The sequence below is a fragment of the Methylomonas sp. TEB genome (assembly GCF_047777895.1).
Lineage (GTDB): Bacteria > Pseudomonadota > Gammaproteobacteria > Methylococcales > Methylomonadaceae > Methylomonas.
The window spans coordinates 2,052,769-2,076,039 of record NZ_CP180476.1 but is presented as its reverse complement, the minus strand read 5'-3'; the positions used below and the strand labels follow the sequence as shown (position 1 = coordinate 2,076,039).

The window sequence follows — 23,271 nt, the reverse complement described above, 5'->3', positions numbered from 1 at the left end:
AAGTGAGGACGAAACCGGCGTCGGACACCGACTCATCAACCTGTATTTAAAATTATGGTAAACAACTGGCTGAACATTATACAGAAGAAATTGCTGCCGCCACGTTGCGTGTTATGCGCAAGCCCGGGATACGGCGATTTGGATTTGTGCCTGGGCTGCTTGACCGACCTGCCGCGCAATCTTTCGTGCTGCTACCGTTGCGGAGAACATTTCGAGACCGCGATTGATATGCCGCAACTCTGTGGCCGCTGCCTGAAAAAATCGCCGGCCTTCGACGAGACCTATGCGCCGTTTTTATACCAAAGCCAGATGCGCTATTTGATCGGCCAATTAAAGTTTGCCAACGATTATAAAAACGCCCGCTTAATCGCGGCCCTGCTGGCCGAGCATATTGCCGATAGCGCGGAACTGCCGGATTGTCTGTTACCCGTACCGTTGCATCCCAAGCGTTACCGCGAACGCGGCTTCAATCAATCGATAGAAATTGCCCGGCATTTATCCCGGCAGCTCCGCATTCCGCTGGATTTGTATAGCTGCGTTCGCCAGCGCGATACCGGCCACCAAACCGGCTTACCTGCCAAGCAACGCCGGAAAAACATGCGCCTGGCTTTCAAGATTGTTAAGCCACTGACGTTTCAACATGTCGCAATTATTGATGATGTCATGACTACCGGCGCTACTGCCTCGGCGCTGGCCGCCACGCTAAAACAAGCCGGAGTCGGCAAGGTCGACGTCTGGGTTTGCGCGCGAGCCTAAAATACCGTCTTAATTATCCCGGACGGCCGAGGCTGCCAGCGGTAAACCGGAATTTTGCAAGGCATTAAGAGTAGTCAGCAATTTTTCCCTCCGTGAGCCCAGCATTTGAAAACCGTGCATCAGCATAGTTATTTCATCCTGCAAATTGTGTTGATCGACGCCCATGACATTTAAAGCCTCGACCGCCGACGCTAGCGCCAACTCGTGCCGACTTTGGTAAGGCCGTTTAAAGCGGGTCTGAAAGCCGTCCCGCAATTTTTGCAGCAATTCTTCGAAATGCTGTTCGGTGAAATCCTCGGCCTGCATGCGTTCCAGCAACATCTGCTCGGCATCGAATACCTCAGTGTGAAAAGCCTGCCGATAAGCCGCGCATAATTGTTCCACTAAGTTTTTATGCCGTTCTTGCTGTCCTTGTAGCTGCGCCACCAATCGCGCCGCATTTTCTTCCAGGCTGAACATTGGCCGTTGATAACGCATCGCATGCAAAGCCTCCAGCGTCGCCACCAGTTCGACCAATCTGGGCTCGGTATAATTTTCGGTTTCCAGCCAGCGATAAAACAGCGGCTTGAAGGCATTCGGAAAACGGCCGAATTGCTCGCAGTAGGTTTCTACAAATTCGCCGATAAAGCGTTCCAGCGCCGGTTGATCGAGCAGTTGCTGCTTCATCGCCAACAACAACCTCCGACTCAACTCACTGATACTCATTTCCGCTCTATCAGCAGGACTTAGCGCGTTAACCGGCTCAGCATCGGCATCATCACCCACAATTTGCCTGGTCGGCGTAGCGCTTAACAGCCTTTGCCAGTACTCCACCAACCCGGTACCTGCGGTTTCGCACCCGATGTGCTTGATAATATTATCCGCCAAGGCCAGCAAACAGCGACTGGCCGGGGAGTTGACGGCCAAATCCACTACCGACATCTGTAAAGCCACGGCTTTGGGCAGATTCTCGTCGCGAATCACAAAGCCGCCGTACTCCACTTTCAATTTCAAGCATTTTTCCGCCACGGCGGCAAACCGCCGATAGGTATCGGTCGCAGCCGGGTAGTCCACGGCCTGATTGACCACGACGCGCAGGCTGCCCGTATACTGGCGGGTATTCAAAGACTTCAGCAGCGCAAAGGCATCGGTTAGCGCCGCAGGATCACCGCTGACCACTAAAAAAGTTGATTGCGCCAATTCGATAAAGCGCAACAGCGTTTCCGTATGCGTCGCAGCCGTGTCGATCAAAAAATAATCGAATTGCGTTTCCAGATCCGCCAACGCAGCCGCCAGCCTATGTGTCTGCTCGGCGGAGACCGGCGCACCACCCATTAGATGCGCAGCTGACACGACGCCAACACCGTCGCCGGTTTTCAGCAACACCTCAGCAATGGCCTTTTCACCGCGTAACACCTGCTCCAAGCGATGTGCCGGCCGCAGCCCGAGCAATGTATTGATATTGGACAAGCCGGTATCAACATCGACTACGCAGACCCGCTTGCCGCGCAATGCCATTGCCGCCGCTACATTAGCCACCACACTGGTTTTACCGACGCCGCTCTTGGCACCGGCAAACACGATAAGGTGCGGTTTTGATGGGCCTTGTTCTGAGATATATAAACTGTCCATGATGGCAATGAAATAGGCTGTTTAGGTCGCGTATAGATCGGCAAACCAAACCAGCCGAATTCGAGCAATATTGTAAGCCCAATCTTATAAATTCATGAATTCATACAACAAACCAAATTGTAAATGTCGGCACATAAGCGACAGCCCTGACCGTATCGCCGGCGAATGGTCGATTAGCCACCGTCTTCACGTATAATGCCCCGTCCACAAAACGACTACACATGCCATGACCACACCGCGTCTCGCCTGGGCTATTACCGGCTCCGGACACTATATAGAAGAATGTCTTGAATACATGCTGACGCTGGATAATGTTGATTTGTATTTGAGCCAAGCCGGCGAGGAAGTCTTGAAAATGTACGGTATTCGCCTGGACGACATCCGCGCCAAGATGCCGGTGTATCGGGATAAAGCCGCCTCGGCGCCACCGGTCGGTTTGTTCTACAAAGGTTATTACCACACCTTTGTCATGGCCCCCACCACTTCTAATACCATTGCTAAATGCGTGTTGGGCATCGCCGATTCGTTGGTCACTAACCTGTATTCCCAGGCCGGCAAATGCCGCGTGCCCAGCATCGTTTACCCTTGCGACACCCAGCCGGAGATTGAAACCACCGCACCCGGCAAGAAAAAATTCATGGTCTATCCGCGCCCTATCGACCTGGAAGCCACCGACAAAATCCGCAGTTTTCCGTATACGCAAGTGGTTGATGATGTCGAGCAGCTAATCGTCGCCGTCAACACGCGATTAGCCAGTCTATGACCGAACGCATCCTGTTCATCACCGGCCGGCTGGCGGAGAAACAAGTCCGGCAAGTTTTGGAAAAAATGCAGCCCGACTTTCAATACAAGGTGTATGTGATGGGCGTAACGGTGGCGGCGTTGATTACCAGCGACATGATCATCCGCCGGCTGCCAGACGCGCAAGGCGCTGACCGGGTGATTTTACCAGGCCGCTGCCGCGGCGACCTGGATACTCTAGCCCGACATTTCGGCGTGCCGTTCGAACGCGGTCCGGAGGAAATCAAGGACTTGCCGCAGCATTTTGGCATGGCCGCTCAGCATTACGACCTTAGCCAATACCAAACCAAAATTTTCGCGGAAATCACCGACGCGCCTAGCATCAGTGTCGAGGCGGTGATTGAGCGCGCTTATTATTACAAAGCCAACGGCGCGGATGTGATCGACATCGGCTGCCTGCCCGGCACGCCGTTTCCGCATCTGGCCGATTGCATCCGCACCTTGAAGCAAGAAGGTTTCACCGTCAGCATCGATTCGCTGGAAGACGCCGATTTGTTGGCCGGCGGTAAAGCCGGCGCCGATTACATGCTGAGCTTGACCGCCAAGAGTCTATGGATTGCCGACGAGGTAGCGACCACGCCGATTCTGATTCCGGAAACCCACGGCGACTTGAGCACGCTGGATAAAGCCATCGAAATCTTGAGTGCGAAAAACCGCGACTTCATCGTCGATCCTATCCTCGATCCAATCCACTTCGGCTTCACCGACTCCATCGTCCGCAATCACGAATTCCGCCGCCGCTATCCGGACGTGGAAATGATGATGGGCGTCGGCAATCTCACCGAACTGACCCACGCCGACACCTCCGGCGTCAACGCGATTTTGTTGGGGATTTGTTCGGAGTTGAATATTAACCATATTCTGGCAACGGAAGTGAGTAAACACGCGCGCCGCGCGATCAAGGAAGCCGACAGCGCCCGCCGCATCATGTACACCGCCAAGCAGCACAACACCCTGCCCAAGCACATCGCTCCCGATTTGCTGACCGTGCATGACAGTTCGCCGTTTTTGAACAGCCGCGCGGAAATCGAAAGTCTGGCAGCGGAAATTAAAGACCCCAGCTACCGCATCCAGGTCAGCAGCGACGGCATCCATGTGTTTAACCGCGACGGCCTACACACCGCGCTCGACCCGTTTGATTTGTACCCCAAGTTGCAGGTAGAAACCGATGGCGGCCATGCTTTTTATCTGGGCGTGGAACTGGCCCGAGCCGAGATAGCCTGGCAGTTGGGCAAGCGCTTCACCCAGGATCAGCAATTGAGTTGGGGCTGTGCCGCGCAAGGCAGCGAGCCGGCGGTGGATTTACATACCTTCAAACCCGCCGGCAACACCCTAAAAAAGCACGAAGACTAAGCCGTTTGTCGGTTGCGCTTGTCGTAAACTCAACAAAGCTTCAATCCATTTCTGCATTAGTCTCGCCAAAACCCCACTATTCCAGGCTCAGTTCATTTGGTATTGGTCTTGCTTGCATCTTGGCTAAACCCCATTCACCCGAACGAGCCCTCACACATGCCCGAGTTTCCGTTAAAACTGGCGGTCGCCACCAAGGACAATATTTCCATCAACGAACATTTCGGCCATGCCACGAAGTTTTCCGTGTATAGCGTCTCCGAAGCCAGTTGCGAATTATTAGAAACCCGCGAAGTGGCCAATTACTGCCTGGGCCAGCATGCCGACGAGTCCGCAATGCCCGGCATTTTGGCAACCATTAAAGACTGTTACGCAGTGTTCGTGGCGCGTATCGGCGACGGTCCCACCGCCAAAGTCCATGCCATCGGCGTGCGCGCGGTTTCTGAATACGCCTATGCGGCGGTTGAAGAATCCTTGCTGGACTATGCCAAGCGCACCGCAGCCGGCGAGGAGATCGGATGACCCCTGAGCATGTGCAGCAATGGGTGAAAGATCACCCCCTCAGTCCGATTCACGTCGATTGCGCGGTGACGGTGATGCTGAAAATCATCGACGGCAAATGCAAGATGCGGCCGACCGAAAAAGTGGTGATGGCGCTGCTGTACGACTGCGTCAAACACTTGCCCGGGCAACTGCTGCAAGACGATCTACATCCCTTGATTACAACCGCCCGCACTCGCGAAGACGACGAAGCCCTGAAAAATCTGATTTACGAAAAACGTCTGATGGCGGAAACCGCGATTTCCCGGCCGGTGATGAAGGGCTTTAAAGCCATGATCCGCGAGCAAGGCTTGCTGGAGCGCCGGGATGTAGAAGAAACGGAAGCCTAAGTCGCGTTCAATCGAAAAAATCGAAACTCAGCTGTCCACCCAAGCTTGGTGGACGAAATAAATCGCTACGCAACGCCGGTAGCGAACTGGTTAAATCCAGCTTTCTGCTGATTAACTTGAAACGCTGCGCCAGCAAATCGGCATAGCTGCCGCTGCCCGTTTGGCGTTGATGAAACCCCGCATCGTAAGCTTTGCCGCCGCGGCTGTCCCTGACTCGATTCATCACGTGCTCAGCTTTCATCGGGAAGTTTTGTTGCAGCCATTCTGCAAATAAATCCGCCGTTTCCAAGGGCAGGCGCAACAGGATGTATTGCACACTTTGCGCACCGGCCTTATGAGCTGCGCTGACGATGCTTTCCAGTTCGTAATCGGTGAGAACAGGGATTAAAGGCGCCAGCATCACGCCAACCGGAATCCCGGCTTCCCGCAAGCGGGCAACCGCCTCCAAGCGACGTTGCGGCGCGGCCGCGCGCGGCTCCAAGGTGCGCGCCAGCGTTCTGTCCAGCGTGGTAATCGACAGGTAGACGGCAACCAAACCCTGCCCGGCCATCGGCGCCAAAATATCAATGTCGCGTTCGATCAAAGCCGATTTGGTGACGATACTGACCGGATGCCGGGTCTCTGATAGCACTTCCAAAATTTGCCGCATGATGCGCTGTTGCCGTTCCAACGGTTGATAAGGATCAGTGTTGGTTCCCAAGGCCAGCGGCGCGCAGCGATAATTGCGTTTGGCCAGCTCTTCGCGCAACAACCGGGCCGCGTCGGGTTTAACCAGAATTTTACTCTCGAAATCCAACCCGGCGGAATAGCCCAAGTAGGCATGGGTTGGACGGGCAAAGCAATAAATACAGGCGTGTTCGCAACCGCGATACGGGTTTATCGACCGATCAAACGGAATATCCGGTGAATCGTTATAGGTAATCACCGATTTGCTGCTATCGATAATGACTTCGGTGGGCAACGGCGGCAACGCTGCATCCAAACAGCCCCAGCCATCGTCTTCAGCCTGCCTGTTCAATTTTTCAAACCGACCGACTGCATTACTGATACTGGCGCGACCTTTGTAAATTAATGGCTTAGGCATAGCATCATCTTCAAGCAATTGATAACTGGGCAAAGGGATATACCCAGCACGCGCCAATCTCCAGATAGTCGCACAGATTTTGCCACCCGACATTGGCTTTACCGGTTCAGCGTCTAATCTTACATCCGCTCTTGAACGCTCATCAGACGAAGACCAGACAAACGATGAAAAAGCTGCTGATTAAATATACCACCGGGTTAAAGTAAATTTATCTGCTGCCAAATCGACGGTAACGGCGGTTGCTATCAAAACGGCCTCACTGGCACACTCATTCTGGCAGGGAGCTATTTATTGAAATGGGAGCGCCGACCGCGAGAAAAATCCGAGCTTCATAACCGTCAAGAACATGAAGGCGAACGGTATTTAAACAACGGGAAAAATCACAGCGCAAAAAAAAGCTCGCATCGCTGCAAGCCTTAGTTTTGTTTGGGACAATAATGACCGCGGCGTCTAGTTAATTAAAAACTCCGAGAAAAACACATCACGAAAACCGTCGCTATTTTGAATTTTGCTCAACAGATCAGTTATCACTTGTTTGGTTTTCAAGCGTAAGGCTTCGCGCTGTTCCATGCTTTGCAGGTCGGCACTTTTCATGCCGCTGAGCATCATTATCATTTCATGGCGCAGAACCGGCATGTGCTTTTTAATGACTTCCAAATGATCGGCACCTTCCACCAGTAACTGCACGTTCAACATCAGGTATTTTTTGGGCTCGGCCAGATTGACGGTAAACTTGGGTTTCATCTCCAGATACTCTATGACCGGCCCGGCGCTTTCGTCGGCTTTTTTCTCGCCGGAGTTCGCCCAGGTCATCGCCGGCAACAGCATCAAACTGATCAACAAAATAAATGTTCGCACGGATTCCTCATATAATGTAGTGACTACACCAAAAGTATATTCCAATTTCGCCATTTGACACCATGAAACCACAAGCTATCGGCCCGGTCATGATCGACATCGAGGCCCACAGCCTCAGTGCGCTGGACAAAGAAAAAATCGCTCATCCCAATACCGGCGCCTTAATCCTATTTTCCCGAAACTACGACAATCCTCGACAAGTCGCTGACTTAATCAAACAGATCCGCGCTGCACGCAACGGTGACATCCTGATCGCGGTCGATCAGGAAGGTGGCCGCGTGCAACGCTTTCAAAACGGCTTTACCCGCTTGCCGGCAGCTGCCTATTACGCCGAGCAACCCGAACTGGCGGAAGCCGCCGGTTGGCTGATGGCTAGCGAACTGCTGGCCGTGGATGTGGATTTCAGTTTCGCGCCGGTATTGGACGTGGACTGCGGAGTCAGCGAAATCATCGGCAACCGCTCGTTTTCCCAAGACGCGAAATTAGCCGCAGAACTGGCCGGCGCGTTTCGCCAAGGCATGCGCGCGGCCGGCATGGCCGCCACCGGTAAACATTTCCCCGGCCACGGCGCGGTGGCACTGGATTCGCATTTGACGCTACCCGTCGACGAACGCGATCTGGAAACCATCCGCCGACAAGATTTACTGCCATTCAAACAATTGATAGTGCAAGGCCTGGAGGCCATCATGCCGGCTCATGTGGTTTATCCGCAAGTAGACCGTTACCCGGCCGGCTTTTCCAGCTTCTGGTTACAGACCATTTTGCGCGGCGAACTGGGTTTCGATGGCGCGATCTTCAGTGACGACCTGAGTATGGAAGGCGCGGCCAGCATAGGCGATTTCACCGAACGCGCCGGCCTTGCCCAGCAAGCCGGCTGCGACATGCTTTTGGTATGCAACAATCCGGTAGCCGCCGAACAAGTGCTGGATAAACTGCCTATCAGCCAAAACAGCAAACGCGAACAACGCCTGCAAGCGATGCGCGGCAAATGCCAGCTAGACAAAGATGCTTTGGCAAAAAATGACAAATGGCAAACCATTTCCAAACAAATCAAGGAGTTTTATGAAGCCCATGCTTGAAGAAATCGGCATTGTTAAACAGCAAGCACTGCTGCTCCACAGCGCCGAGGAAGTCGAAGCGGCATTGGATAGCATGGCGGCGGCGATCACCGACAAACTGCAAGACAGTAATCCCTTGGTGTTGTGCGTCATCAACGGCGGCATCATCGCTACCGGCAAATTACTGCCGCGCCTGGACTTTCCGTTAAATCTGGATAGCGTCCACGCCAGCCGTTACCGCAACGCCACCTCGGGCAGCGATATACACTGGCTGTTCAAACCGACTACGCCGCTGGCTGGCCGCACGGTATTGGTAGTGGACGATATTCTCGACGAAGGCCATACCTTACAAGCGATAGTCGAATATTGCCAAGAGCAAGGCGCCAGCGCCGTTTATACCGCCGCGCTGTTCGACAAAGACTTGCAAATTACCAAGCCTATCGAGCCCGACTTTATCGGCCTCACTGTCGCCAATCATTACTTGTTCGGCTACGGCATGGATTACAAGGGTTATCTGAGAAATGCGCCAGGCGTATTTGCCTGCAAGGAAGTACTATGACATTGGCTATCATCGGCGGCACCGGCCTCACCCAAATCGAAGAATTGGTTATCATCGGTCAAGAACGCGTAAGCACCCCTTTCGGCGAGCCCTCCGCGCCTTATTTGCTTGGTGAGCTAAATGGGAAGAAATTGGTGTTCCTGGCCAGACACGGCAACCCGCATCGAATCCCGCCGCACAAGATCAACTACCGGGCTAATATCTGGGGTTTAAAACAACTAGGCGTTACTGAGATTATCGGTGTAGCGGCGGTCGGCGGTATCGGCGCGAAAATGGCGCCAGCCGTTATTGCCATTCCGGATCAATTGATAGACTACAGCTACGGCCGCGAGCATACGTTTTTTGCCGACGATCTGGAGCATGTCACGCATATCGATTTCACCGAACCGTATACACCCTCCTTACGCGCAAGAATTATTCAAGCCGCGCAACAGGCAAACATTTCCCTAACCCCATCAGGCACTTACGGCTGCACCCAAGGGCCAAGGCTGGAAACGGTTGCCGAAATTAAACGCATGGCTAACGACGGTTGCGATTTGGTGGGCATGACCGGCATGCCGGAAGCCGCGTTGGCACGGGAATTGGGTTTGGCTTATGCCAACATCTCGGTGGTTGCGAATTGGGCGGCCGGCGTGGTCGAGGGCGAAATCACCATGGCCGAGATCGAGAAAAACTTGGAAGTTGGCATGGCCAATGCCATCGCCTTGTTGAAAGCAACCGTATTATTCAACGACTATTAGAAACGGAAACGGATTTTGACGAGACCCGGATGCCCCGCCAAAATCCGCGAATTTGGGAAACGCAGATTACATTTCCCGAACCTTTGCAAAGCGCTTATCTTTTCGTGCCACCGCTGTGAAGTACATCATTGCGGTAAGCTGAGTTGGCGGAGTCTTCGGCGATATTTTTTGCCGCAGTAGCATATTTATCATGCTCGGCATTTTTTACCATCAGTACGGCGCCAGCCGCCAGTACGACAGCAATGACGATATAGAGCCAGAAATTATCTTTTTCTTGTACTTCACTCATTTTGTACCTTCCTTTTGTTGTTTGTGATGGTGGTGCTGAAAAAATTTCAACGGAGCAAAAGATAACAAACGGAAGCTTATATTTTTTGATATACATCAAACTTTTTATGGTTGTTGAATTTCATGCCTAGTCGCCGCCTATTTCTAAAGCACTCCGGTATTTTGCTGACCGCGGCTTTATTGACCGGCAAATTCGCAAACGTCCTTGCCGAGAGGTTGGCAACGCATTTTGCCGCCGACGACTTCATCACCCTTTACACGCAACTTATCGATCAGCGAACGGTGACAAACAGCAACCAACTCAATTTGATCCTGCCCGAGATTGCTGAAGATGGCGCGGTGGTACCGGTCAGCATTACCAGCGAGCTGGAAGGCATCGAGAAACTGTATCTATTCGCCGATAAAAATCCCACGCCGCTGCTGGCGGAATTCGAACTCACACCACTCATCGCACCCCAGCTCACGGCGCGGATTAAATTAGCGGGATCTTGCAACGTGATTTTGCTTGCGGAACACAACGGAGCGCTACTGCGCACCAGCCGCTGGGTTAATGTGATGCGCGGCGGCTGCGGAACAGGTTGATATGGCTAACAGTATAAAAATCAGAAGCCAACGGCGCGACGGCTATACGGAAGTTAAATTGCTGATCACGCACCCGATGGAAAACGGCCGCAATCGCGACGCCAACGGCGAATTGATTCCGGCGCATTTTATCGAGCGGTTACTGGTTAAATTAAACGATCAACTAATCCTAACCACCAATATGGCCGGCAGCCTATCCAAAAATCCGTTTTTTACGTTTAGATTAAAAGCAGGAAATAGCGGCGATAGACTCAGTGCCGAATGGACTGACAATAGACAAAACCAAGATCACGCCGAGCACGTGCTCGACTGAAGCATAGGCTAGTTAAGAATAATTTCGGCGGTCTGATTTCGGGCGCTAGCCACCAGAAAACTCAACGGCGATGCAGCAAATTGCCGTTCCAACTGCGCCAGCAGTTCCTCAGCCCGTTGCGGGTTGGCAACCGCGCAAAATCCGGTCGGCCCCCACGAAGTTTGACCTACCGCCACCGCGCCGTGCTCAGCCAGACTAGCCATCGCTGCCGCAACATCCGGACTGGTAAACACCCCACCCTGCACCGGCGCGAAGTGTTCGCCCACCGCCTGCTGCAACGCAGTAATCACTTCGCCGAATTTATTAAGATTGCCTTCAGCCAACGCCGGCAAACCCTGCATCAATAGCAAGTAACATAAGCGCTCGGCCTGGGTTTGCGGAAACGGCGGCAATTGCTGAAAAGCGCTGACCTCCTGTTCGCCATGCAAACCTTGGCCGCGTTGATCAAACACCAAAATAAACCGCCAGTCTCCCGGCACCGCCATTTGCGCAATCATGGGCGGAGTTTTGGTGTCGGGTCCGCGACCGCCGTCCACCACCAAGCCGCCTGTTTCGAAGATACCGATACCAATACCGGAACGCGCACCGCGATCAGAGAGTTGGGCTATTTCCCGCACCGACAGATCCAAACCGTAAAAAGCATTCAACGCTGCACCAACAGCCAGAGCCATTTGCGTACCCGATCCTAAGCCAATATGTTCAGGAATGGCATGGTCGATAGTGATATTGAGTGCATCGGAAACGCCCAGCAGCTGACAAAATTGCCGGGTACATTTCAGCGCGCGCTCGGCGGACGGACCGCTGACTTGCAGGGTATCCGCGGCGGTTATGCTGAGCTGGGTATTGATTTCGTTCAGCGCCAAACCGATGCTACCGAAATGCCGCCCCAAAGCCCCGCTTAAATCGATAAAGCCCATATGCAAGCGAGCCGGTGCTATGACCGTCACTGATTGGTACCGCGCTTTCACCACCTGGATTCCGTCAAATACTAAGGAGCCGGCATTATAGCGGATGATGTTGGCGGGCCGAGATAAAATCAGCCACTTGGTGTAGATCGGCCATGAGAAAATCGGCGTGTTCGACAGCCCAGGCATCCGCCGGCTGTAACGACGGCACGAAGACGCAAGACGCCCCAGCAGCCAAAGCGGCGCGGACGCCTGTCGGCGAATCTTCCAACACCAAACAGTCCTCAACCTGTTGAGCCAATTCTGCGGCAGCGCGCAAAAAAATATCCGGAGCCGGCTTTGCCGCGGCGACCATATCGCCGGCAACGATATAAGAAAAAACATCCGTCAATCCGGCCCAGGCCAGGCATTGTTGCGCTGCCGCCAGCGCGCTATTAGTGGCCAGACAGAACGGCAATTGGTACTGAGCCAATACCTCCAACACGGCAAAAAAACCGGGCTTTACGGCGATACCGTGTTGCTGCACATTTGCGAGCCAATACTCGCTACTTAATTGTTGAAACTTGTGCAGATTGAAACCAAGCCCACACTGCAACTGCAAACGCTGAGTAACCGCCATGCCGGAACAACCGGACAAGCTATCCCAAAATTCAGCCGGCAGCGCAAAACCAAGCTCATCGGCAGCGGCCCGCCAAGCCTGAACATACGTCGGTTCACTATCCAAAACCAGACCGTCCATATCAAAAATGACTGCCCGCCAATGCCGATCTGTCACCGGATGACCTTGATAAACTCGCCTATGGCTTCCCGATTCGAACCGACTACTATGCGCTGGACACCGTCTTGATCGACTTCCAACTGCCCGGCCACGCGAATCCGTTCGCCGATTTGTGCCTGGCCGTTGTAAGTGGCGGTAAAACACACCACGCTATCAACTTGGGGATGCTTGATGGCAAACCGAGCGGGATAATCGAAACTGAATTGGTCTTCACACACTTCGGCGTCGATAGTGATGAAGCCCAGTTTACGATAGCTTTTATCCTGTGCTTCCGGATCGGCGACCGCCAGCGACAAATCGAATTTGCGCCCATTGATCATGCCCTTGTTGTACTTGCGCTGCTCGTGCCAGACATATTCGTCAAAGGCAAAATCGCAGGCTCGCCGCTGGTAAGCCTCCAACCAGTCTTCATCGTTTAATGCCTGGCAACGATCTTCGGCAATCAAGGCTTGGACGATATTGCGCGCACGATGAAACTCGCCACGCTCGTAGCACACCAGATCAATATCGGAACTGTGTTTTTGCATACCCACCAGCAGCGAGCCGGTCACGCCGAATCGGCTAAGGTCCAACCCATTGGACCGCAACAAGCCACACAGTTTGTGCAAATCGGCCAATACCGGATCGCCGGGCTCCTCAGCCAACAAACGTTGCAATAATTTTTGAGGCTGATAATGCCGAACAATAGCGGCACTGGGCACGGCGTGTAAATGCGCATCAAGCAGTGCCGAATAATGCAGATACTGCGGGCAATATTGCTCAAGATGTTGGTTCGCCAGTGCGGTGTCGACCTTGCGCCAAACGCCTGCTAGACAGAGGTAGCGCAGAAAACATAAGACCTTCCCATTTTCCTGGCCCTCAACAACGACCGCGAAAATCAATCCTTCCGCAGTTTCTATAAAATCTTTGGCTCGATACACGGTTTTAATTGAACTCCACCCGGTTACGGCCGCTTTGCTTGGCCTTGTACAAAGCGGCGTCTGCCGCCTCCAGCATCTCCAGCGCGGTTCTATATTGGCCAACATAGGTTGCCACGCCCAAACTCAGGCTAACACACTGAGTCTCGGTGTCGCCATAAACGATGTTTTTTTCAAAAACTTGCCGACGAATATTTTCAGCAAGCTTAAGGGCATCTTGCAAAGCCGTATCGGGCAGGATCGCCACGAACTCCTCGCCACCGTAGCGACAAATGAGATCACTGCTACGCTCCAATTGCTCCGTGAGAACTTTCGCCACCGCAATCAAACACCCATCGCCTTGCGGGTGCCCTAAGGTGTCGTTATATTTCTTAAAGTGATCGATATCGCAAATAATCAAAGACAACGGCGCTTTATTGCGGCGAGACAGCGCAAACTGCATGGCAAGATTGCTATCGAAATGGCGGCGATTGCCCAAGCCGGTTAATTGATCGCGCAATGATAAACGCTCCAATTCCCGATTGGCGGCCTGCAATTCCCGCTGAGTGGTTTGCAGCTTTTGCCGCATCACATAAATCCGCTCCATCGCGATCACTGTCAATCGCAAACGGGTAGGATTCAGCGGCTTAGGCAGATAGGCATCGCCGCCGGCCAAAATACCGTTAACGAACGACTCATCATCGTCGTGCATCGTAAAAAAAATGATGGGAAACCAATCGGCCTTTTTTAGCTCGCGGATGGCTTTCGTGGCCTCGAAACCGCTCAGCAAGGGCATTTCCACATCCATCAAAATTAAATCCACGTCTTGGTCGGCGACATATTGCAAGGCTTCGGAACCGTTTTCCGCATAGGACACCGCATGCCCCATTTCTTTCAGGCATTCCGCAACCAGCTGCCTGATCACTTTACTATCATCGACCACCAATATTTTCATTGTTCTTTTAGTTGGCTTAAGCAGACTCTAGGATTCTAGCGTAATTAATTGAAGTCACAGAAAACAATTGATAAAACCGAGTCAATCCCCTATCCTCGCCCGCTGGCTTTTCAGCCTACCAACAATCCGTTATTCCCCTCCAAACCTTAGGAGAAACCATGAAGATCGGTGTTCCAAAAGAAGTTCACGACGGCGAAAAGCGCGTCGCTACCACGCCCGAGGCCGCTGAAAAAATCATCAAACTAGGTTTTGAAGTACTGGTGGAAAGCGGCGCCGGCGACAATGCCAATATTTCCGATGACGCTTATCGTGCGGCAGGCGTACAAGTCGTCGCTTCGGCGCAGGAATTATGGCAAAACAGCGACATTATCATGAAAGTCCGGGCGCCCGAATTTCATCCGCAATTGAACATAGAAGAAGCCGATTTGCTGCGCGAAGGCCAGCAATTGATCAGCTTTATCTGGCCGGCGCAAAACGAAGCACTAATGCAAAAATTGGCCGCCAAAAAAGTCTCTGTGTTGGCCATGGACAGCGTGCCGCGTATGTCCCGCGCCCAAAAAATGGACGCCCTGAGTTCCATGGCCAATATCGCCGGTTATCGAGCCATCGTAGAAGCCGCGCAACATTTTGGCCGCTTCTTCACCGGTCAAATCACCGCTGCAGGCAAAATCCCGCCCGCCAAAGTGTTGGTGATTGGTGCTGGTGTAGCCGGTCTGGCTGCGATTGGTGCTGCGAAAGGTATGGGCGCCATTGTCCGCGCTTTCGATACCCGCCCTGAAGTGAAAGAACAAATTGAAAGTATGGACGCCGAGTTTTTGATGCTCGACTTTCAGGAAGACGGCTCCGGCACCGGCGGTTACGCCAAAACCATGTCCAAAGAATTTATCGAAGCCGAGATGGCTTTGTTTGCCCAGCAAGCGAAGGAAGTGGACATCATCGTCACCACGGCCTTGATCCCCGGTAAACCTGCGCCCGAATTGATTACCGCAGAGATGGTGGCGTCCATGAAACCCGGCAGCGTGATCGTGGATTTGGCCGCCGAACAAGGCGGTAACTGCGCCTTGACCGAGAAAAATCAGGTCGTGGTGAAACACGATGTCACCATCATCGGTTACACCAATTTGCCCAGCCGCTTGGCTAATCAATCCAGCCAGCTTTACGCCACCAATCTGCGGCATCTACTCACCGATCTCACGCCCGGCAAGGACGGCAATACCGTCATTAACATGGAAGACGAGGTGATACGCGGCGCGACAGTGATTAAGGAAGGCAATATCACCTGGCCTCCACCACCGCCCAAACTGTCCGCTGCCCCCAAACAAGCGGCAGCAGCCGAAGCCGCCGCCGCAGTGGAAACCAAATCTTTGGTACCTGAACCGATAAAGCAATGGTTGCCGATTGCCTTGGCTGCTCTGGTGTTCTTTGCGGTCGGCGCGACGGCACCTACCTCGTTTTTGTCGCACTTCACGGTGTTTGTATTGGCTTGTTTCGTCGGTTACCAAGTGATTTGGAATGTCTCACCGTCACTGCACACACCGTTAATGAGTGTGACCAACGCCATCAGCGGCATTATTGTCATCGGTGCACTGGTGCAGGTGTCGTCGCCTGACTCGATAATCGGTATTTTGTCGGCGGTGGCAATTCTGATCGCATCCATCAATATTGCCGGCGGCTTTCTCGTGACACGCCGCATGCTTGAAATGTTTAGAAAATAAGGAGAGCTACATGTCAAACGGTCTAGTTACGATGGCATACATCGCAGCCTCGATTCTATTCATTCTCAGCCTCAGCGGCTTGAGCAAGCAGGACACAGCGCGGCGCGGCAATTATTACGGCATGACCGGGATGGCGATTGCGATTGCAGCCACGGTATTCGGTGGCAGTGTGACCGCCTACGTCATACTCACGATTGCCTTGCTGATCGGTGGCTTCATCGGCACCAAAGCCGCGGCAAAAGTGGAAATGACGCAAATGCCGGAGCTGGTGGCATTGATGCACAGCTTGGTTGGGATGGCGGCGGTATTGGTCGGCTACGCCAACGCCATGGATCACTCCAACAGTTTGGTCGGCGCCGAAAAAACCATCCACGAAGTGGAAACCTACATCGGTATATTTATTGGTGCGGTGACCTTTTCCGGTTCGGTGATCGCCTTCGGCAAGCTCTGCGGTCGCATCAGCGGCAAGCCGGTGTTGTTGCCAGCACGGCATTGGCTAAACCTGGCCATGCTGGTCATTACCGTGATCTTGGGCGGCAGCTTTCTGAGCGCGGCAGAAAGCGGTGGCGGCATGCTACCGCTGGCGATTATGACGGTGATTGCTTTGGTATTTGGCGTACACATGGTGATGGCCATCGGCGGCGCCGACATGCCGGTGGTGGTATCGATGCTGAACAGCTATTCCGGTTGGGCGGCAGCGGCTACCGGCTTCATGCTCAGCAATGACTTACTGATCGTCACCGGCGCATTGGTCGGCTCCAGCGGTGCGATTTTGAGTTACATCATGTGCCGGGCGATGAATCGACACTTTCTCAGCGTGATTGCCGGCGGCTTTGGCAGCGCGGGTGGTGAAGCGGCAGAAGTGGTCGGTGAGGTACAACCCATTGAAGTGGAAGAAACAGCCCAATTATTGCTGGACGCCAAAGACATCGTGATCATTCCCGGCTATGGCATGGCCGTGGCGCAAGCACAGCACACGGTCAACGAAATCACCAAATTGCTGACCGGTCGCGGCAAAAAAGTTCGGTTTGCCATCCATCCAGTGGCCGGCCGCATGCCGGGGCATATGAACGTCTTGTTGGCTGAAGCGAAAGTGCCGTATGACATCGTGTTTGAAATGGATGAAATCAACGAAGACTTTCCGCATGTGGATGTCTCCATCGTCATCGGCGCCAACGACATCGTCAACCCCTCTGCTTTGGACGACCCCAACAGCCCGATAGCCGGTATGCCGGTGCTGGAGTGCTGGAAAGGCGCTGCCACTATCGTCCTAAAACGTTCGATGGCTTCAGGTTACGCCGGCGTCGGCAATCCCCTGTTCGTGCATGACAACACCCGTATGTTGTTCGGCGACGCTAATGATAAATTGCAGGGCTTGTTGAAGGCTTTGCAGGGGTGACCTAGTAATATGCCCTGATCGGTGACCGCCAACGAAGTTAATTGGCGGCCACCTCAAACGGGGCGGCCACAAAGGACGAAGAATATCAGGCCTTTTTACGTTTCAGGCCCAGGAAACCCAGTAATCCGGTACCCATAAACCAGATCGCACCAGGCACTGGTACAGCGGCTGGCGTAATTGAAGTGACCAAATAAACGGTACTATTATCACTGCCCCATGCTCCTGCGCCATTGGTATTGATACTGTTATAGTACCAAACCCATTGCGCGCTGGAATCGATACCGGAGTGGAAGCCCCAGGGCGATATTCCATTGGCACCCTCTGCGACAATCGGGGATGCCGGATTCGCCAGCGAATCTACATACATACTCCAACCGGTACCGCCAGTTGAAATAGTATTTGCGCCATTGCCGAATAAGTAGTCGTTATTCGACAGGGTAAAAGTACCCAATGCTGCACCCGGGCCACCTTGATTGGTGACTTTTAAAATCAGATAGGAAACAGCCGTGGTGCTTAGGTAGTCGACCGAAGAATACGTGCTGCCCCAATCGTTGCCGCTTAGGATAGCAGGGCTACTAATCGAGGTTGCGCTGGAGCTGACGTACGCTTCAAAGGCATTATCGGCAGTAAAAACGCTGGTCAGTAAAGTCGATGCTTGCGCGCCTGATATTGAACCAGTCAGGATAAGAGCCGAAGTCAGTTTTTTCATTTTTCAGATACCTTTAAGTTATGTGAGTAGCGTAAGGTTATCACTTGGTCGTTATCGATCATATTGCCCAAAAGCATTACGACCAAGCCTCCGGTAGTAATAAGCGCTAGTAGCCTAAACCCTGACTAAATAGAGCAGAGGCTGGTTTTGCCACAAGTTAAAAAGTTGGAGTTAGTTTATTTACCTTACCATCCATCTGGAACCTGATCATTACCACCCTCGTATTCATCCGGTTAGCCAAGCGTGCCCAAACTTTGCTGGATAAGCAAGGTTTGTCCCATGGCACGACACGCAGTTTGCTGGTATTTACCTTGGCCTCGCTGCTATCCTGGGGATCAGGCGAAGTGGTCGACTGGACCGAAGCGAAAATCCAGGGCAAGCCACAAATCGCCTCTCGGTCAACGGAAGAAGAGTTTGCTCAGCTGTTAGAGGTTTTCAACCAAGTTCAAACGGCAACTCAAACTAAATCATCAAGCTATTAACGAGACATTATGAAAACACTGCTACTGGGATCAACGCTGGCCTTTTGTACCCCCACCTATGCCGACAACTATTTATCGTTTAACGCACCGAATAAAGCCGATGCGGAAACTTGGCTGAATGCCTTTACCGATGCTCAAGATATGACCCGAGACGGTATCGTGTTAAAAAGTAATTTAAAGCGGGAAGAACTCTCGGAATTGCTGAAATCGCTGCGGGCAAAAGCGGAAACCTTGTTCGGTGATGTCGTATCGCCGTTCGGCGATTGCACCAAATCGGTCGAGTCGGTCAATTGGTACTGGCAAACACAACTATCGCTCATTACCGATCCAACGAATGATACCGATAGCAAGGCGCTTAGCTTGGTTACCCTGGCCTGGGAAGGCGGCGAATATTATGCGATATGCTCTCGCATGATCAGGGCTTTGCCGTAACGCTGACCCGAATTCTTCTAGCTTTAGTTAGGACTCGTTGAGACGAAAGCGATAAAGACCTGCCTTCCACGACCTTTAGCACCAAGGTCTGTTATTGCTCTGAAAGCGGCCTTGCTTCTGATCTATCACTTAAATCAGTCTGGTAGCATGGGCACCGCTATTTATCGGGGGAAATTGGCAAAAATATTTACGCCCTCATAACGGCAAAATGCTGAAGCGCCTGTCAGCCAGTCCGCGGCAAACATACGCGAAAGCACGTACCCTTCCCCAGTTCGCTCTTCACCTCTATTCGCCCATTGTGCTTTTTAACGATCCCATAGGATAAAGACAGACCCAGGCCTGTGCCCATGCCAACTGATTTGGTGGTAAAAAACGGATCGAAGATTTTTCCAAGCTGTTCGGGCTTGATGCCCTTGCCGGTGTCCTCCACCTCAACCCAAACATTTTGCTCGTCATACGCGGTGCGAATCGTAATTCGGCCGTGATCCTCGATGGCTTGCACGGCGTTGATCAAAAGGTTCATAAACACTTGGTTGAGCTGGGACGCGATGCAATTAATCTCGGGGATTCCGCCGTATTCCTTGACGACGTCGGCCTTGTACTTGATCTCGTTCCACACCACGTTAAGCGTACTGTCGAGACCAGCCTCAAGATTCGCCGATTGCTGTTCCAGTTCGCCGACGTGAGAGAAATCCTTCAGATCCTTAACGATGCGCCGCACTCGCTGCAGGCCGTCGAGGGATTCCGCCAGAAGATCGCCAATATCTTCGCGTAGATAGCCGATATTGATTTCCTGCTTCAGATGCGTGATATTTTGCAAGGCCTCATTTACCAACGACCCTTCAATCCGTTCGTAAGCCGCCAGCAGTGCCAGCATGCCATCGACATACTCTTGCAAGGTGCTCAAATTGGAGTTGACGAAGCCAATGGGATTATTGATTTCGTGAGCCACACCGGCCGCGAGCTGACCAATCGAAGCCATTTTTTCGGATTGCAGCAGTTGCATCTGGGTTTCTTCAAGCTGCCTGATCAGTTCCTCTTGACGCGCCTTCTCGGCCAGCAATTGCGTATTCGCCATTTGCAGGGATTCAGTGCGCTTTCGCACCTGTTCTTCGAGCTCGTCTCGGGAATCGCGCAATGCTTCCTCGGCCCGTTTGCGTTCGGTAATATCGTTAAAGCCGAAAACGCGGCCGATGATGTGCTCGCCTAGATATTGCGGCCGGGATCTGCATTCGAAAATCCGGCCATCATTGAGGCTCAGAATATCTTCGGTTTCGCTGTTGCCGACGAGCTCCTGTAGGCGCATACGAAATATTTCCGGCTCGGCAACCAACCCAGCAATAAACTCGAGAATATCCGCTTCCTCCCCCTCCAGCAGCAACTCGTCGGAAATGCCCCACATGCTGCTGAACTGGCGGTTCATGTTGGCAATCTTGCCATGCCAATCGATGACTAGAATGCCATTGCCTGTCGATTCCAACGTCGCCCGCAATTGAGACAATATTTGGGCCAGAGCATCCTCGGCCTTGTGCTCGTTCTGTACATCCCTGGCCTGCACCAGAATCAAAGGGCTTCCTGCGTGATCAATGACTTTGACGGATTTGGTCACCGTCAGCATCGAACCGTCGGCGCATTGGTAAAGTCCGTCCTGGGTCTCGATATCCTGGTATTGGCCGTTACGGACGTCCTCCCAATAAAACACGTCTTGCAATGAACTTTCGATGTTGGTGATCGGCATGGCCAGCAATTCGGCTTCCGAATAGCCCAGCATTTTCTCGACAATCTTGTTGGCAACGATGATCCGCAACTCACCGGGTTCAACCAACAACATCATATACCGGCTGTAATCAAGCATCAGATGTTCGAGGCTTATCATCCGGCTCGCTCCTGCCCAGGCGTATTCGGATCGAAATAGTAATTGACCCGTTTGCGCGGACTGAGATAGTTGTATATCTCCCGCGGGACCTGCGCCGGCCTGATCGCCTTTGCGATATTCGCATCCGCTTCGCACGCCGTGTCCACCAGAATCGCCTCATCCCTGGGAATATCCGCGTCGTAAATCAGCACCAGCGGTTTCATCGGCTTGGCGGTATTGACGGTGACGACCATGCCGATCACGCCATTGGAAAACTGCACGATGGTGCCGGGCGGATAAACGCCAAGACAACGGATGAAGACCTGGAGCAGTTTCTGATCGAATTTGTTGCGCAACTTGGCGAACATGGTCGACAGCGCCTCGTGGGGCGTCAGCGCATCGTTAATATTCACCGGATTGCACAATTCATCGTAGTGGTTGGCAATGACAACAATCCGGGAAAGCAAACCGATAGCCTCACCCTTTAGTTTATTAGGGTAGCCAGTCCCATCGAACCATTCGTGATGTTCGCGGATGATGGTCACCACGGCCGGCGCTAATCCCAGCCGCTGGCCAATATCCGCGCCGTACTGGCAATGCATTTCAAACAAATGCCGCTCAGCCTGATTAAGCGGCTCCTTTTTCATCAGAATTTTTGTCGGAATTTCCTTATGGCCAATATCGTGAAACAGCGCGCCTATACCCAGGCTGCCGACCAGCTCTTGCGGGAGCTGGATGTCGCGGGCCATCATCAGGGACAGCATGGTGACGTTCAAAGAGTGGTAATACATTTCCTCTGCACCCGCTTTGCCGATCATGACATGTATAGCAAGTTCCGGTGCGCAAAGCAGCGAGTCGACAATTTGGTCCACCAATTGCCCAGCCTTGCGCACGGTTTCCGCCGGCATGGTAAACAGGCTTTTCTCAATGCCGTGTATCGTTTTAGCGGTATCGATAAAGGCATTTTCAATCCGCGCCGCCACCTCGCGCTGCTGCTGGATCCGCTCGACCAGCGCCAGTTTGGCTGCCAACGCCGGCGAAATATCCGGCTTGGCGGCAACCTGTGGTTGCTCTACCTGCTGTGTTTTTTTAGGCAGCGGATTGACATCGCTGAGGGCCGGATCGTAACGAATCGATTTCAGCCCAAGACTCTGAAGGGTCTTGATCTGCGCCTCGTTTTTAATCTTGAAATGGCTGAACGAGAATGGGTGATCAAACCACTTGAGATCGAGGTGGATATACAACCCGACCCGCAGCTGATCCATGGTGATGTTGAGGTCATCTTGCATAGGGATTGGCAGTTCGATCAACTTTTGTCAGATGGAAAAATGTCGAATTCATACCGTCTCTACCCATACGCCGCCCCAAACCACTCCCGGTTTTGCGATCATCTTCATACGGAAGACGCCGCTTCAGTGAGTTTGACCGGAAGCGTAGGGGAAATAAGGAAAATAAGCAAACCAGGAGTCAAATCCAGTTGGACCCTATGCCAATCAAAAGCTTGGGAACTGAATAGCAACTCATTCTCCTCATACCCCCTTAGCAATTGAGCCATGTGTTTCCCTCCTTCTGCATCCGGACGATGATCCATTAGAAGTTAGCTAAGAGTGCCGGTGCTTGCGTTGGCAATTACCTGAAGGTGTTTAGCTTAGCGAGATCTTTTATCCCGTTCCAGTTCCAAATATTTATGCCGCAAATCGACATAATTGCCGCCTATCCATTGCCAAAATGTCGCCGCCGCTTCCGGGTCAGTGCTGATTAACTTCACGGCTATCGCGCCGTTGCTGCTGATGTCGGTAATCTGTGCGTCAATATCAATGCTGGCTTTGGTTTTGACGACGCGCCTGTCGGTATCGACCCGAAAAGTCACCGGTTCGCCCACTTGAAACAAGATGTCGCGTTTTAAGCCACCCAAAAACTTCAGGCTATACTCCGAAACCGATTGAAACGGCAACACGAACTCTGCATGCCAACGAAACGGCGGACACTGGATAGGTCCGGCGTTCTTGGGAAAATGCACGGTATAGCCGTCATCGACTTTGGCTTTAACCACCCCCCGGGTATAAATTTCGTGGCAATTGGTCAGTACCGCATCGCCCGGCTCCAGACTGTATTTTGCAGCGTGTGCAGTCAGGCTGTTGAAAGCCAAGACAAATCCCAAAACGATTGTTTTCATGCTGCTCTCCTAATTATTATTGTTTACTTTCATCCCTAAACTTACGGCTCGGCCAACCGGATACTGGAGATCAAATTCC

The 23,271-nt window shown here is 52.7% G+C and carries 26 protein-coding genes; 14 read left to right on the top strand and 12 right to left on the bottom strand.

What is annotated here, in order from left to right:
* Nucleotides 1-54 precede the first annotated feature (54 nt).
* Nucleotides 55-756 carry a ComF family protein gene (locus ACMXD4_RS09390; RefSeq protein ID WP_415880574.1) on the top strand — a complete coding sequence of 234 codons (702 nt, stop codon included), beginning with the start codon at nt 55-57 and terminating at the stop codon, nt 754-756.
* 9 nt (nt 757-765) lie between these two features.
* On the opposite strand, the gene ACMXD4_RS09385 is transcribed toward ACMXD4_RS09390, so the two are convergent.
* Nucleotides 766-2,367 (bottom strand): MinD/ParA family ATP-binding protein, encoded by a 1,602-nt coding sequence (locus ACMXD4_RS09385; protein WP_415880573.1) that lies wholly within the window; start codon nt 2,365-2,367, stop codon nt 766-768.
* A gap of 226 nt (nt 2,368-2,593) precedes the next feature.
* On the opposite strand from ACMXD4_RS09385, the gene ACMXD4_RS09380 reads away from it, so the two are divergent.
* From ACMXD4_RS09380 to ACMXD4_RS09365, 4 genes are all read left to right on the top strand, one after another.
* Nucleotides 2,594-3,130: a flavoprotein gene (locus ACMXD4_RS09380; RefSeq protein ID WP_415880572.1), complete on the top strand. Its 537-nt coding sequence runs from the start codon at nt 2,594-2,596 to the stop codon at nt 3,128-3,130.
* On the top strand, nt 3,127-4,521 hold the full coding sequence (locus ACMXD4_RS09375; protein WP_415880571.1) for a DUF6513 domain-containing protein: 1,395 nt from the start codon (nt 3,127-3,129) through the stop codon (nt 4,519-4,521). The genes ACMXD4_RS09380 and ACMXD4_RS09375 overlap by 4 nt, the downstream gene beginning before the upstream one ends.
* A gap of 156 nt (nt 4,522-4,677) precedes the next feature.
* On the top strand, nt 4,678-5,040 hold the full coding sequence (locus ACMXD4_RS09370) for a NifB/NifX family molybdenum-iron cluster-binding protein (RefSeq protein WP_033156585.1): 363 nt from the start codon (nt 4,678-4,680) through the stop codon (nt 5,038-5,040).
* The gene (locus ACMXD4_RS09365; RefSeq protein ID WP_415880570.1) at nt 5,037-5,408 is read left to right on the top strand and encodes a hypothetical protein; all 372 of its coding nucleotides are present in this window, start codon (nt 5,037-5,039) and stop codon (nt 5,406-5,408) included. Before ACMXD4_RS09370 ends, ACMXD4_RS09365 begins: the two co-directional genes overlap by 4 nt.
* A 7-nt stretch (nt 5,409-5,415) precedes the next feature.
* On the opposite strand, the gene ACMXD4_RS09360 is transcribed toward ACMXD4_RS09365, so the two are convergent.
* Nucleotides 5,416-6,492 carry a PA0069 family radical SAM protein gene (locus tag ACMXD4_RS09360; protein ID WP_415880569.1) on the bottom strand — a complete coding sequence of 359 codons (1,077 nt, stop codon included), beginning with the start codon at nt 6,490-6,492 and terminating at the stop codon, nt 5,416-5,418.
* A 450-nt stretch (nt 6,493-6,942) separates the two neighbouring features.
* Entirely contained in the window at nt 6,943-7,350 is a 408-nt protein-coding gene (gene fliL / locus ACMXD4_RS09355; protein ID WP_033156742.1) for a flagellar basal body-associated protein FliL, read from the bottom strand.
* Between the two features lie 62 nt (nt 7,351-7,412).
* Between fliL and nagZ the strand changes: the two genes are divergently transcribed.
* The 3 genes from nagZ to ACMXD4_RS09340 are packed head-to-tail and all read left to right on the top strand — an operon-like array spanning nt 7,413 to nt 9,707.
* Nucleotides 7,413-8,429, top strand: a complete 1,017-nt coding sequence (nagZ, locus tag ACMXD4_RS09350) for a beta-N-acetylhexosaminidase (protein WP_415880568.1) — start codon at nt 7,413-7,415, stop codon at nt 8,427-8,429.
* Nucleotides 8,422-8,967: a hypoxanthine-guanine phosphoribosyltransferase gene (locus ACMXD4_RS09345; protein WP_415880824.1), complete on the top strand. Its 546-nt coding sequence runs from the start codon at nt 8,422-8,424 to the stop codon at nt 8,965-8,967. The genes nagZ and ACMXD4_RS09345 overlap by 8 nt, the downstream gene beginning before the upstream one ends.
* Nucleotides 8,964-9,707 carry an S-methyl-5'-thioinosine phosphorylase gene (locus ACMXD4_RS09340; protein WP_415880567.1) on the top strand — a complete coding sequence of 248 codons (744 nt, stop codon included), beginning with the start codon at nt 8,964-8,966 and terminating at the stop codon, nt 9,705-9,707. Before ACMXD4_RS09345 ends, ACMXD4_RS09340 begins: the two co-directional genes overlap by 4 nt.
* 94 nt (nt 9,708-9,801) lie before the next feature.
* Here the strand turns inward: ACMXD4_RS09340 and ACMXD4_RS09335 are convergent, their stop codons facing one another.
* Nucleotides 9,802-9,996, bottom strand: coding sequence for a hypothetical protein (locus ACMXD4_RS09335; protein WP_033156590.1), 195 nt, complete (start codon nt 9,994-9,996; stop codon nt 9,802-9,804).
* A gap of 122 nt (nt 9,997-10,118) precedes the next feature.
* Between ACMXD4_RS09335 and ACMXD4_RS09330 the strand changes: the two genes are divergently transcribed.
* Together ACMXD4_RS09330 and soxZ are read left to right on the top strand one after the other, a co-directional pair.
* Nucleotides 10,119-10,577 (top strand): thiosulfate oxidation carrier protein SoxY, encoded by a 459-nt coding sequence (locus ACMXD4_RS09330; RefSeq protein ID WP_415880566.1) that lies wholly within the window; start codon nt 10,119-10,121, stop codon nt 10,575-10,577.
* Between the two features lies 1 nt (nt 10,578).
* Nucleotides 10,579-10,890 (top strand): thiosulfate oxidation carrier complex protein SoxZ, encoded by a 312-nt coding sequence (gene soxZ / locus ACMXD4_RS09325; protein ID WP_101051947.1) that lies wholly within the window; start codon nt 10,579-10,581, stop codon nt 10,888-10,890.
* Nucleotides 10,891-10,898: 8 nt separating this feature from the next.
* Here the strand turns inward: soxZ and ACMXD4_RS09320 are convergent, their stop codons facing one another.
* The 4 genes from ACMXD4_RS09320 to ACMXD4_RS09305 are packed head-to-tail and all read right to left on the bottom strand — an operon-like array spanning nt 10,899 to nt 14,424.
* On the bottom strand, nt 10,899-11,837 hold the full coding sequence (locus tag ACMXD4_RS09320; RefSeq protein WP_415880565.1) for a beta-ribofuranosylaminobenzene 5'-phosphate synthase family protein: 939 nt from the start codon (nt 11,835-11,837) through the stop codon (nt 10,899-10,901).
* A gap of 55 nt (nt 11,838-11,892) precedes the next feature.
* Nucleotides 11,893-12,570 carry an HAD family hydrolase gene (locus tag ACMXD4_RS09315; protein WP_415880564.1) on the bottom strand — a complete coding sequence of 226 codons (678 nt, stop codon included), beginning with the start codon at nt 12,568-12,570 and terminating at the stop codon, nt 11,893-11,895.
* Nucleotides 12,567-13,493 carry a hypothetical protein gene (locus tag ACMXD4_RS09310; protein ID WP_415880563.1) on the bottom strand — a complete coding sequence of 309 codons (927 nt, stop codon included), beginning with the start codon at nt 13,491-13,493 and terminating at the stop codon, nt 12,567-12,569. The genes ACMXD4_RS09315 and ACMXD4_RS09310 overlap by 4 nt, the downstream gene beginning before the upstream one ends.
* Before the next feature lie 4 nt (nt 13,494-13,497).
* Nucleotides 13,498-14,424, bottom strand: a complete 927-nt coding sequence (locus ACMXD4_RS09305) for a diguanylate cyclase (protein WP_205450444.1) — start codon at nt 14,422-14,424, stop codon at nt 13,498-13,500.
* 158 nt (nt 14,425-14,582) lie between these two features.
* Between ACMXD4_RS09305 and ACMXD4_RS09300 the strand changes: the two genes are divergently transcribed.
* Nucleotides 14,583-16,139: a Re/Si-specific NAD(P)(+) transhydrogenase subunit alpha gene (locus ACMXD4_RS09300; RefSeq protein ID WP_415880562.1), complete on the top strand. Its 1,557-nt coding sequence runs from the start codon at nt 14,583-14,585 to the stop codon at nt 16,137-16,139.
* Nucleotides 16,140-16,149: 10 nt separating this feature from the next.
* Complete coding sequence (pntB, locus tag ACMXD4_RS09295; RefSeq protein ID WP_415880561.1) at nt 16,150-17,538, top strand: Re/Si-specific NAD(P)(+) transhydrogenase subunit beta; 1,389 nt, start codon at nt 16,150-16,152, stop codon at nt 17,536-17,538.
* A gap of 85 nt (nt 17,539-17,623) precedes the next feature.
* Here pntB and ACMXD4_RS09290 read toward each other — a convergent pair whose 3' ends face one another.
* A complete protein-coding gene (locus ACMXD4_RS09290; RefSeq protein ID WP_415880560.1) occupies nt 17,624-18,247 on the bottom strand; it encodes a PEP-CTERM sorting domain-containing protein in 624 nt (207 codons plus the stop codon).
* Between the two features lie 254 nt (nt 18,248-18,501).
* On the opposite strand from ACMXD4_RS09290, the gene ACMXD4_RS09285 reads away from it, so the two are divergent.
* A complete protein-coding gene (locus ACMXD4_RS09285; RefSeq protein ID WP_415880559.1) occupies nt 18,502-18,729 on the top strand; it encodes a hypothetical protein in 228 nt (75 codons plus the stop codon).
* A gap of 9 nt (nt 18,730-18,738) precedes the next feature.
* Entirely contained in the window at nt 18,739-19,161 is a 423-nt protein-coding gene (locus tag ACMXD4_RS09280; RefSeq protein WP_415880558.1) for a hypothetical protein, read from the top strand.
* A gap of 223 nt (nt 19,162-19,384) precedes the next feature.
* On the opposite strand, the gene ACMXD4_RS09275 is transcribed toward ACMXD4_RS09280, so the two are convergent.
* From ACMXD4_RS09275 to ACMXD4_RS09265, 3 genes are all read right to left on the bottom strand, one after another.
* Entirely contained in the window at nt 19,385-21,037 is a 1,653-nt protein-coding gene (locus ACMXD4_RS09275; protein WP_033156600.1) for an ATP-binding protein, read from the bottom strand.
* Entirely contained in the window at nt 21,034-22,305 is a 1,272-nt protein-coding gene (locus ACMXD4_RS09270; protein ID WP_319962432.1) for an HD-GYP domain-containing protein, read from the bottom strand. Before ACMXD4_RS09270 ends, ACMXD4_RS09275 begins: the two co-directional genes overlap by 4 nt.
* A 359-nt stretch (nt 22,306-22,664) precedes the next feature.
* Nucleotides 22,665-23,192, bottom strand: coding sequence for a hypothetical protein (locus ACMXD4_RS09265; protein ID WP_415880557.1), 528 nt, complete (start codon nt 23,190-23,192; stop codon nt 22,665-22,667).
* Nucleotides 23,193-23,271 lie beyond the last annotated feature (79 nt).

What these genes read in the sequence shown, in the direction of transcription:
- ACMXD4_RS09370 (WP_033156585.1), top strand. Translation starts at nt 4,678, where the DNA reads ATGCCCGAGTTTCCGTTAAAACTGGCGGTCGCCACCAAGGACAATATT.
- ACMXD4_RS09380 (WP_415880572.1), top strand. Translation starts at nt 2,594, where the DNA reads ATGACCACACCGCGTCTCGCCTGGGCTATTACCGGCTCCGGACACTAT.
- ACMXD4_RS09270 (WP_319962432.1), bottom strand. Translation starts at nt 22,305, where the DNA reads ATGCAAGATGACCTCAACATCACCATGGATCAGCTGCGGGTCGGGTTG.
- ACMXD4_RS09375 (WP_415880571.1), top strand. Translation starts at nt 3,127, where the DNA reads ATGACCGAACGCATCCTGTTCATCACCGGCCGGCTGGCGGAGAAACAA.
- ACMXD4_RS09330 (WP_415880566.1), top strand. Translation starts at nt 10,119, where the DNA reads ATGCCTAGTCGCCGCCTATTTCTAAAGCACTCCGGTATTTTGCTGACC.
- ACMXD4_RS09290 (WP_415880560.1), bottom strand. Translation starts at nt 18,247, where the DNA reads ATGAAAAAACTGACTTCGGCTCTTATCCTGACTGGTTCAATATCAGGC.
- soxZ (WP_101051947.1), top strand. Translation starts at nt 10,579, where the DNA reads ATGGCTAACAGTATAAAAATCAGAAGCCAACGGCGCGACGGCTATACG.
- ACMXD4_RS09300 (WP_415880562.1), top strand. Translation starts at nt 14,583, where the DNA reads ATGAAGATCGGTGTTCCAAAAGAAGTTCACGACGGCGAAAAGCGCGTC.
- ACMXD4_RS09305 (WP_205450444.1), bottom strand. Translation starts at nt 14,424, where the DNA reads ATGAAAATATTGGTGGTCGATGATAGTAAAGTGATCAGGCAGCTGGTT.
- ACMXD4_RS09265 (WP_415880557.1), bottom strand. Translation starts at nt 23,192, where the DNA reads ATGAAAACAATCGTTTTGGGATTTGTCTTGGCTTTCAACAGCCTGACT.
- pntB (WP_415880561.1), top strand. Translation starts at nt 16,150, where the DNA reads ATGTCAAACGGTCTAGTTACGATGGCATACATCGCAGCCTCGATTCTA.
- nagZ (WP_415880568.1), top strand. Translation starts at nt 7,413, where the DNA reads ATGAAACCACAAGCTATCGGCCCGGTCATGATCGACATCGAGGCCCAC.
- ACMXD4_RS09360 (WP_415880569.1), bottom strand. Translation starts at nt 6,492, where the DNA reads ATGCCTAAGCCATTAATTTACAAAGGTCGCGCCAGTATCAGTAATGCA.
- ACMXD4_RS09280 (WP_415880558.1), top strand. Translation starts at nt 18,739, where the DNA reads ATGAAAACACTGCTACTGGGATCAACGCTGGCCTTTTGTACCCCCACC.
- ACMXD4_RS09365 (WP_415880570.1), top strand. Translation starts at nt 5,037, where the DNA reads ATGACCCCTGAGCATGTGCAGCAATGGGTGAAAGATCACCCCCTCAGT.
- ACMXD4_RS09275 (WP_033156600.1), bottom strand. Translation starts at nt 21,037, where the DNA reads ATGATAAGCCTCGAACATCTGATGCTTGATTACAGCCGGTATATGATG.
- ACMXD4_RS09335 (WP_033156590.1), bottom strand. Translation starts at nt 9,996, where the DNA reads ATGAGTGAAGTACAAGAAAAAGATAATTTCTGGCTCTATATCGTCATT.
- ACMXD4_RS09390 (WP_415880574.1), top strand. Translation starts at nt 55, where the DNA reads ATGGTAAACAACTGGCTGAACATTATACAGAAGAAATTGCTGCCGCCA.
- ACMXD4_RS09385 (WP_415880573.1), bottom strand. Translation starts at nt 2,367, where the DNA reads ATGGACAGTTTATATATCTCAGAACAAGGCCCATCAAAACCGCACCTT.
- ACMXD4_RS09340 (WP_415880567.1), top strand. Translation starts at nt 8,964, where the DNA reads ATGACATTGGCTATCATCGGCGGCACCGGCCTCACCCAAATCGAAGAA.
- ACMXD4_RS09345 (WP_415880824.1), top strand. Translation starts at nt 8,422, where the DNA reads ATGCTTGAAGAAATCGGCATTGTTAAACAGCAAGCACTGCTGCTCCAC.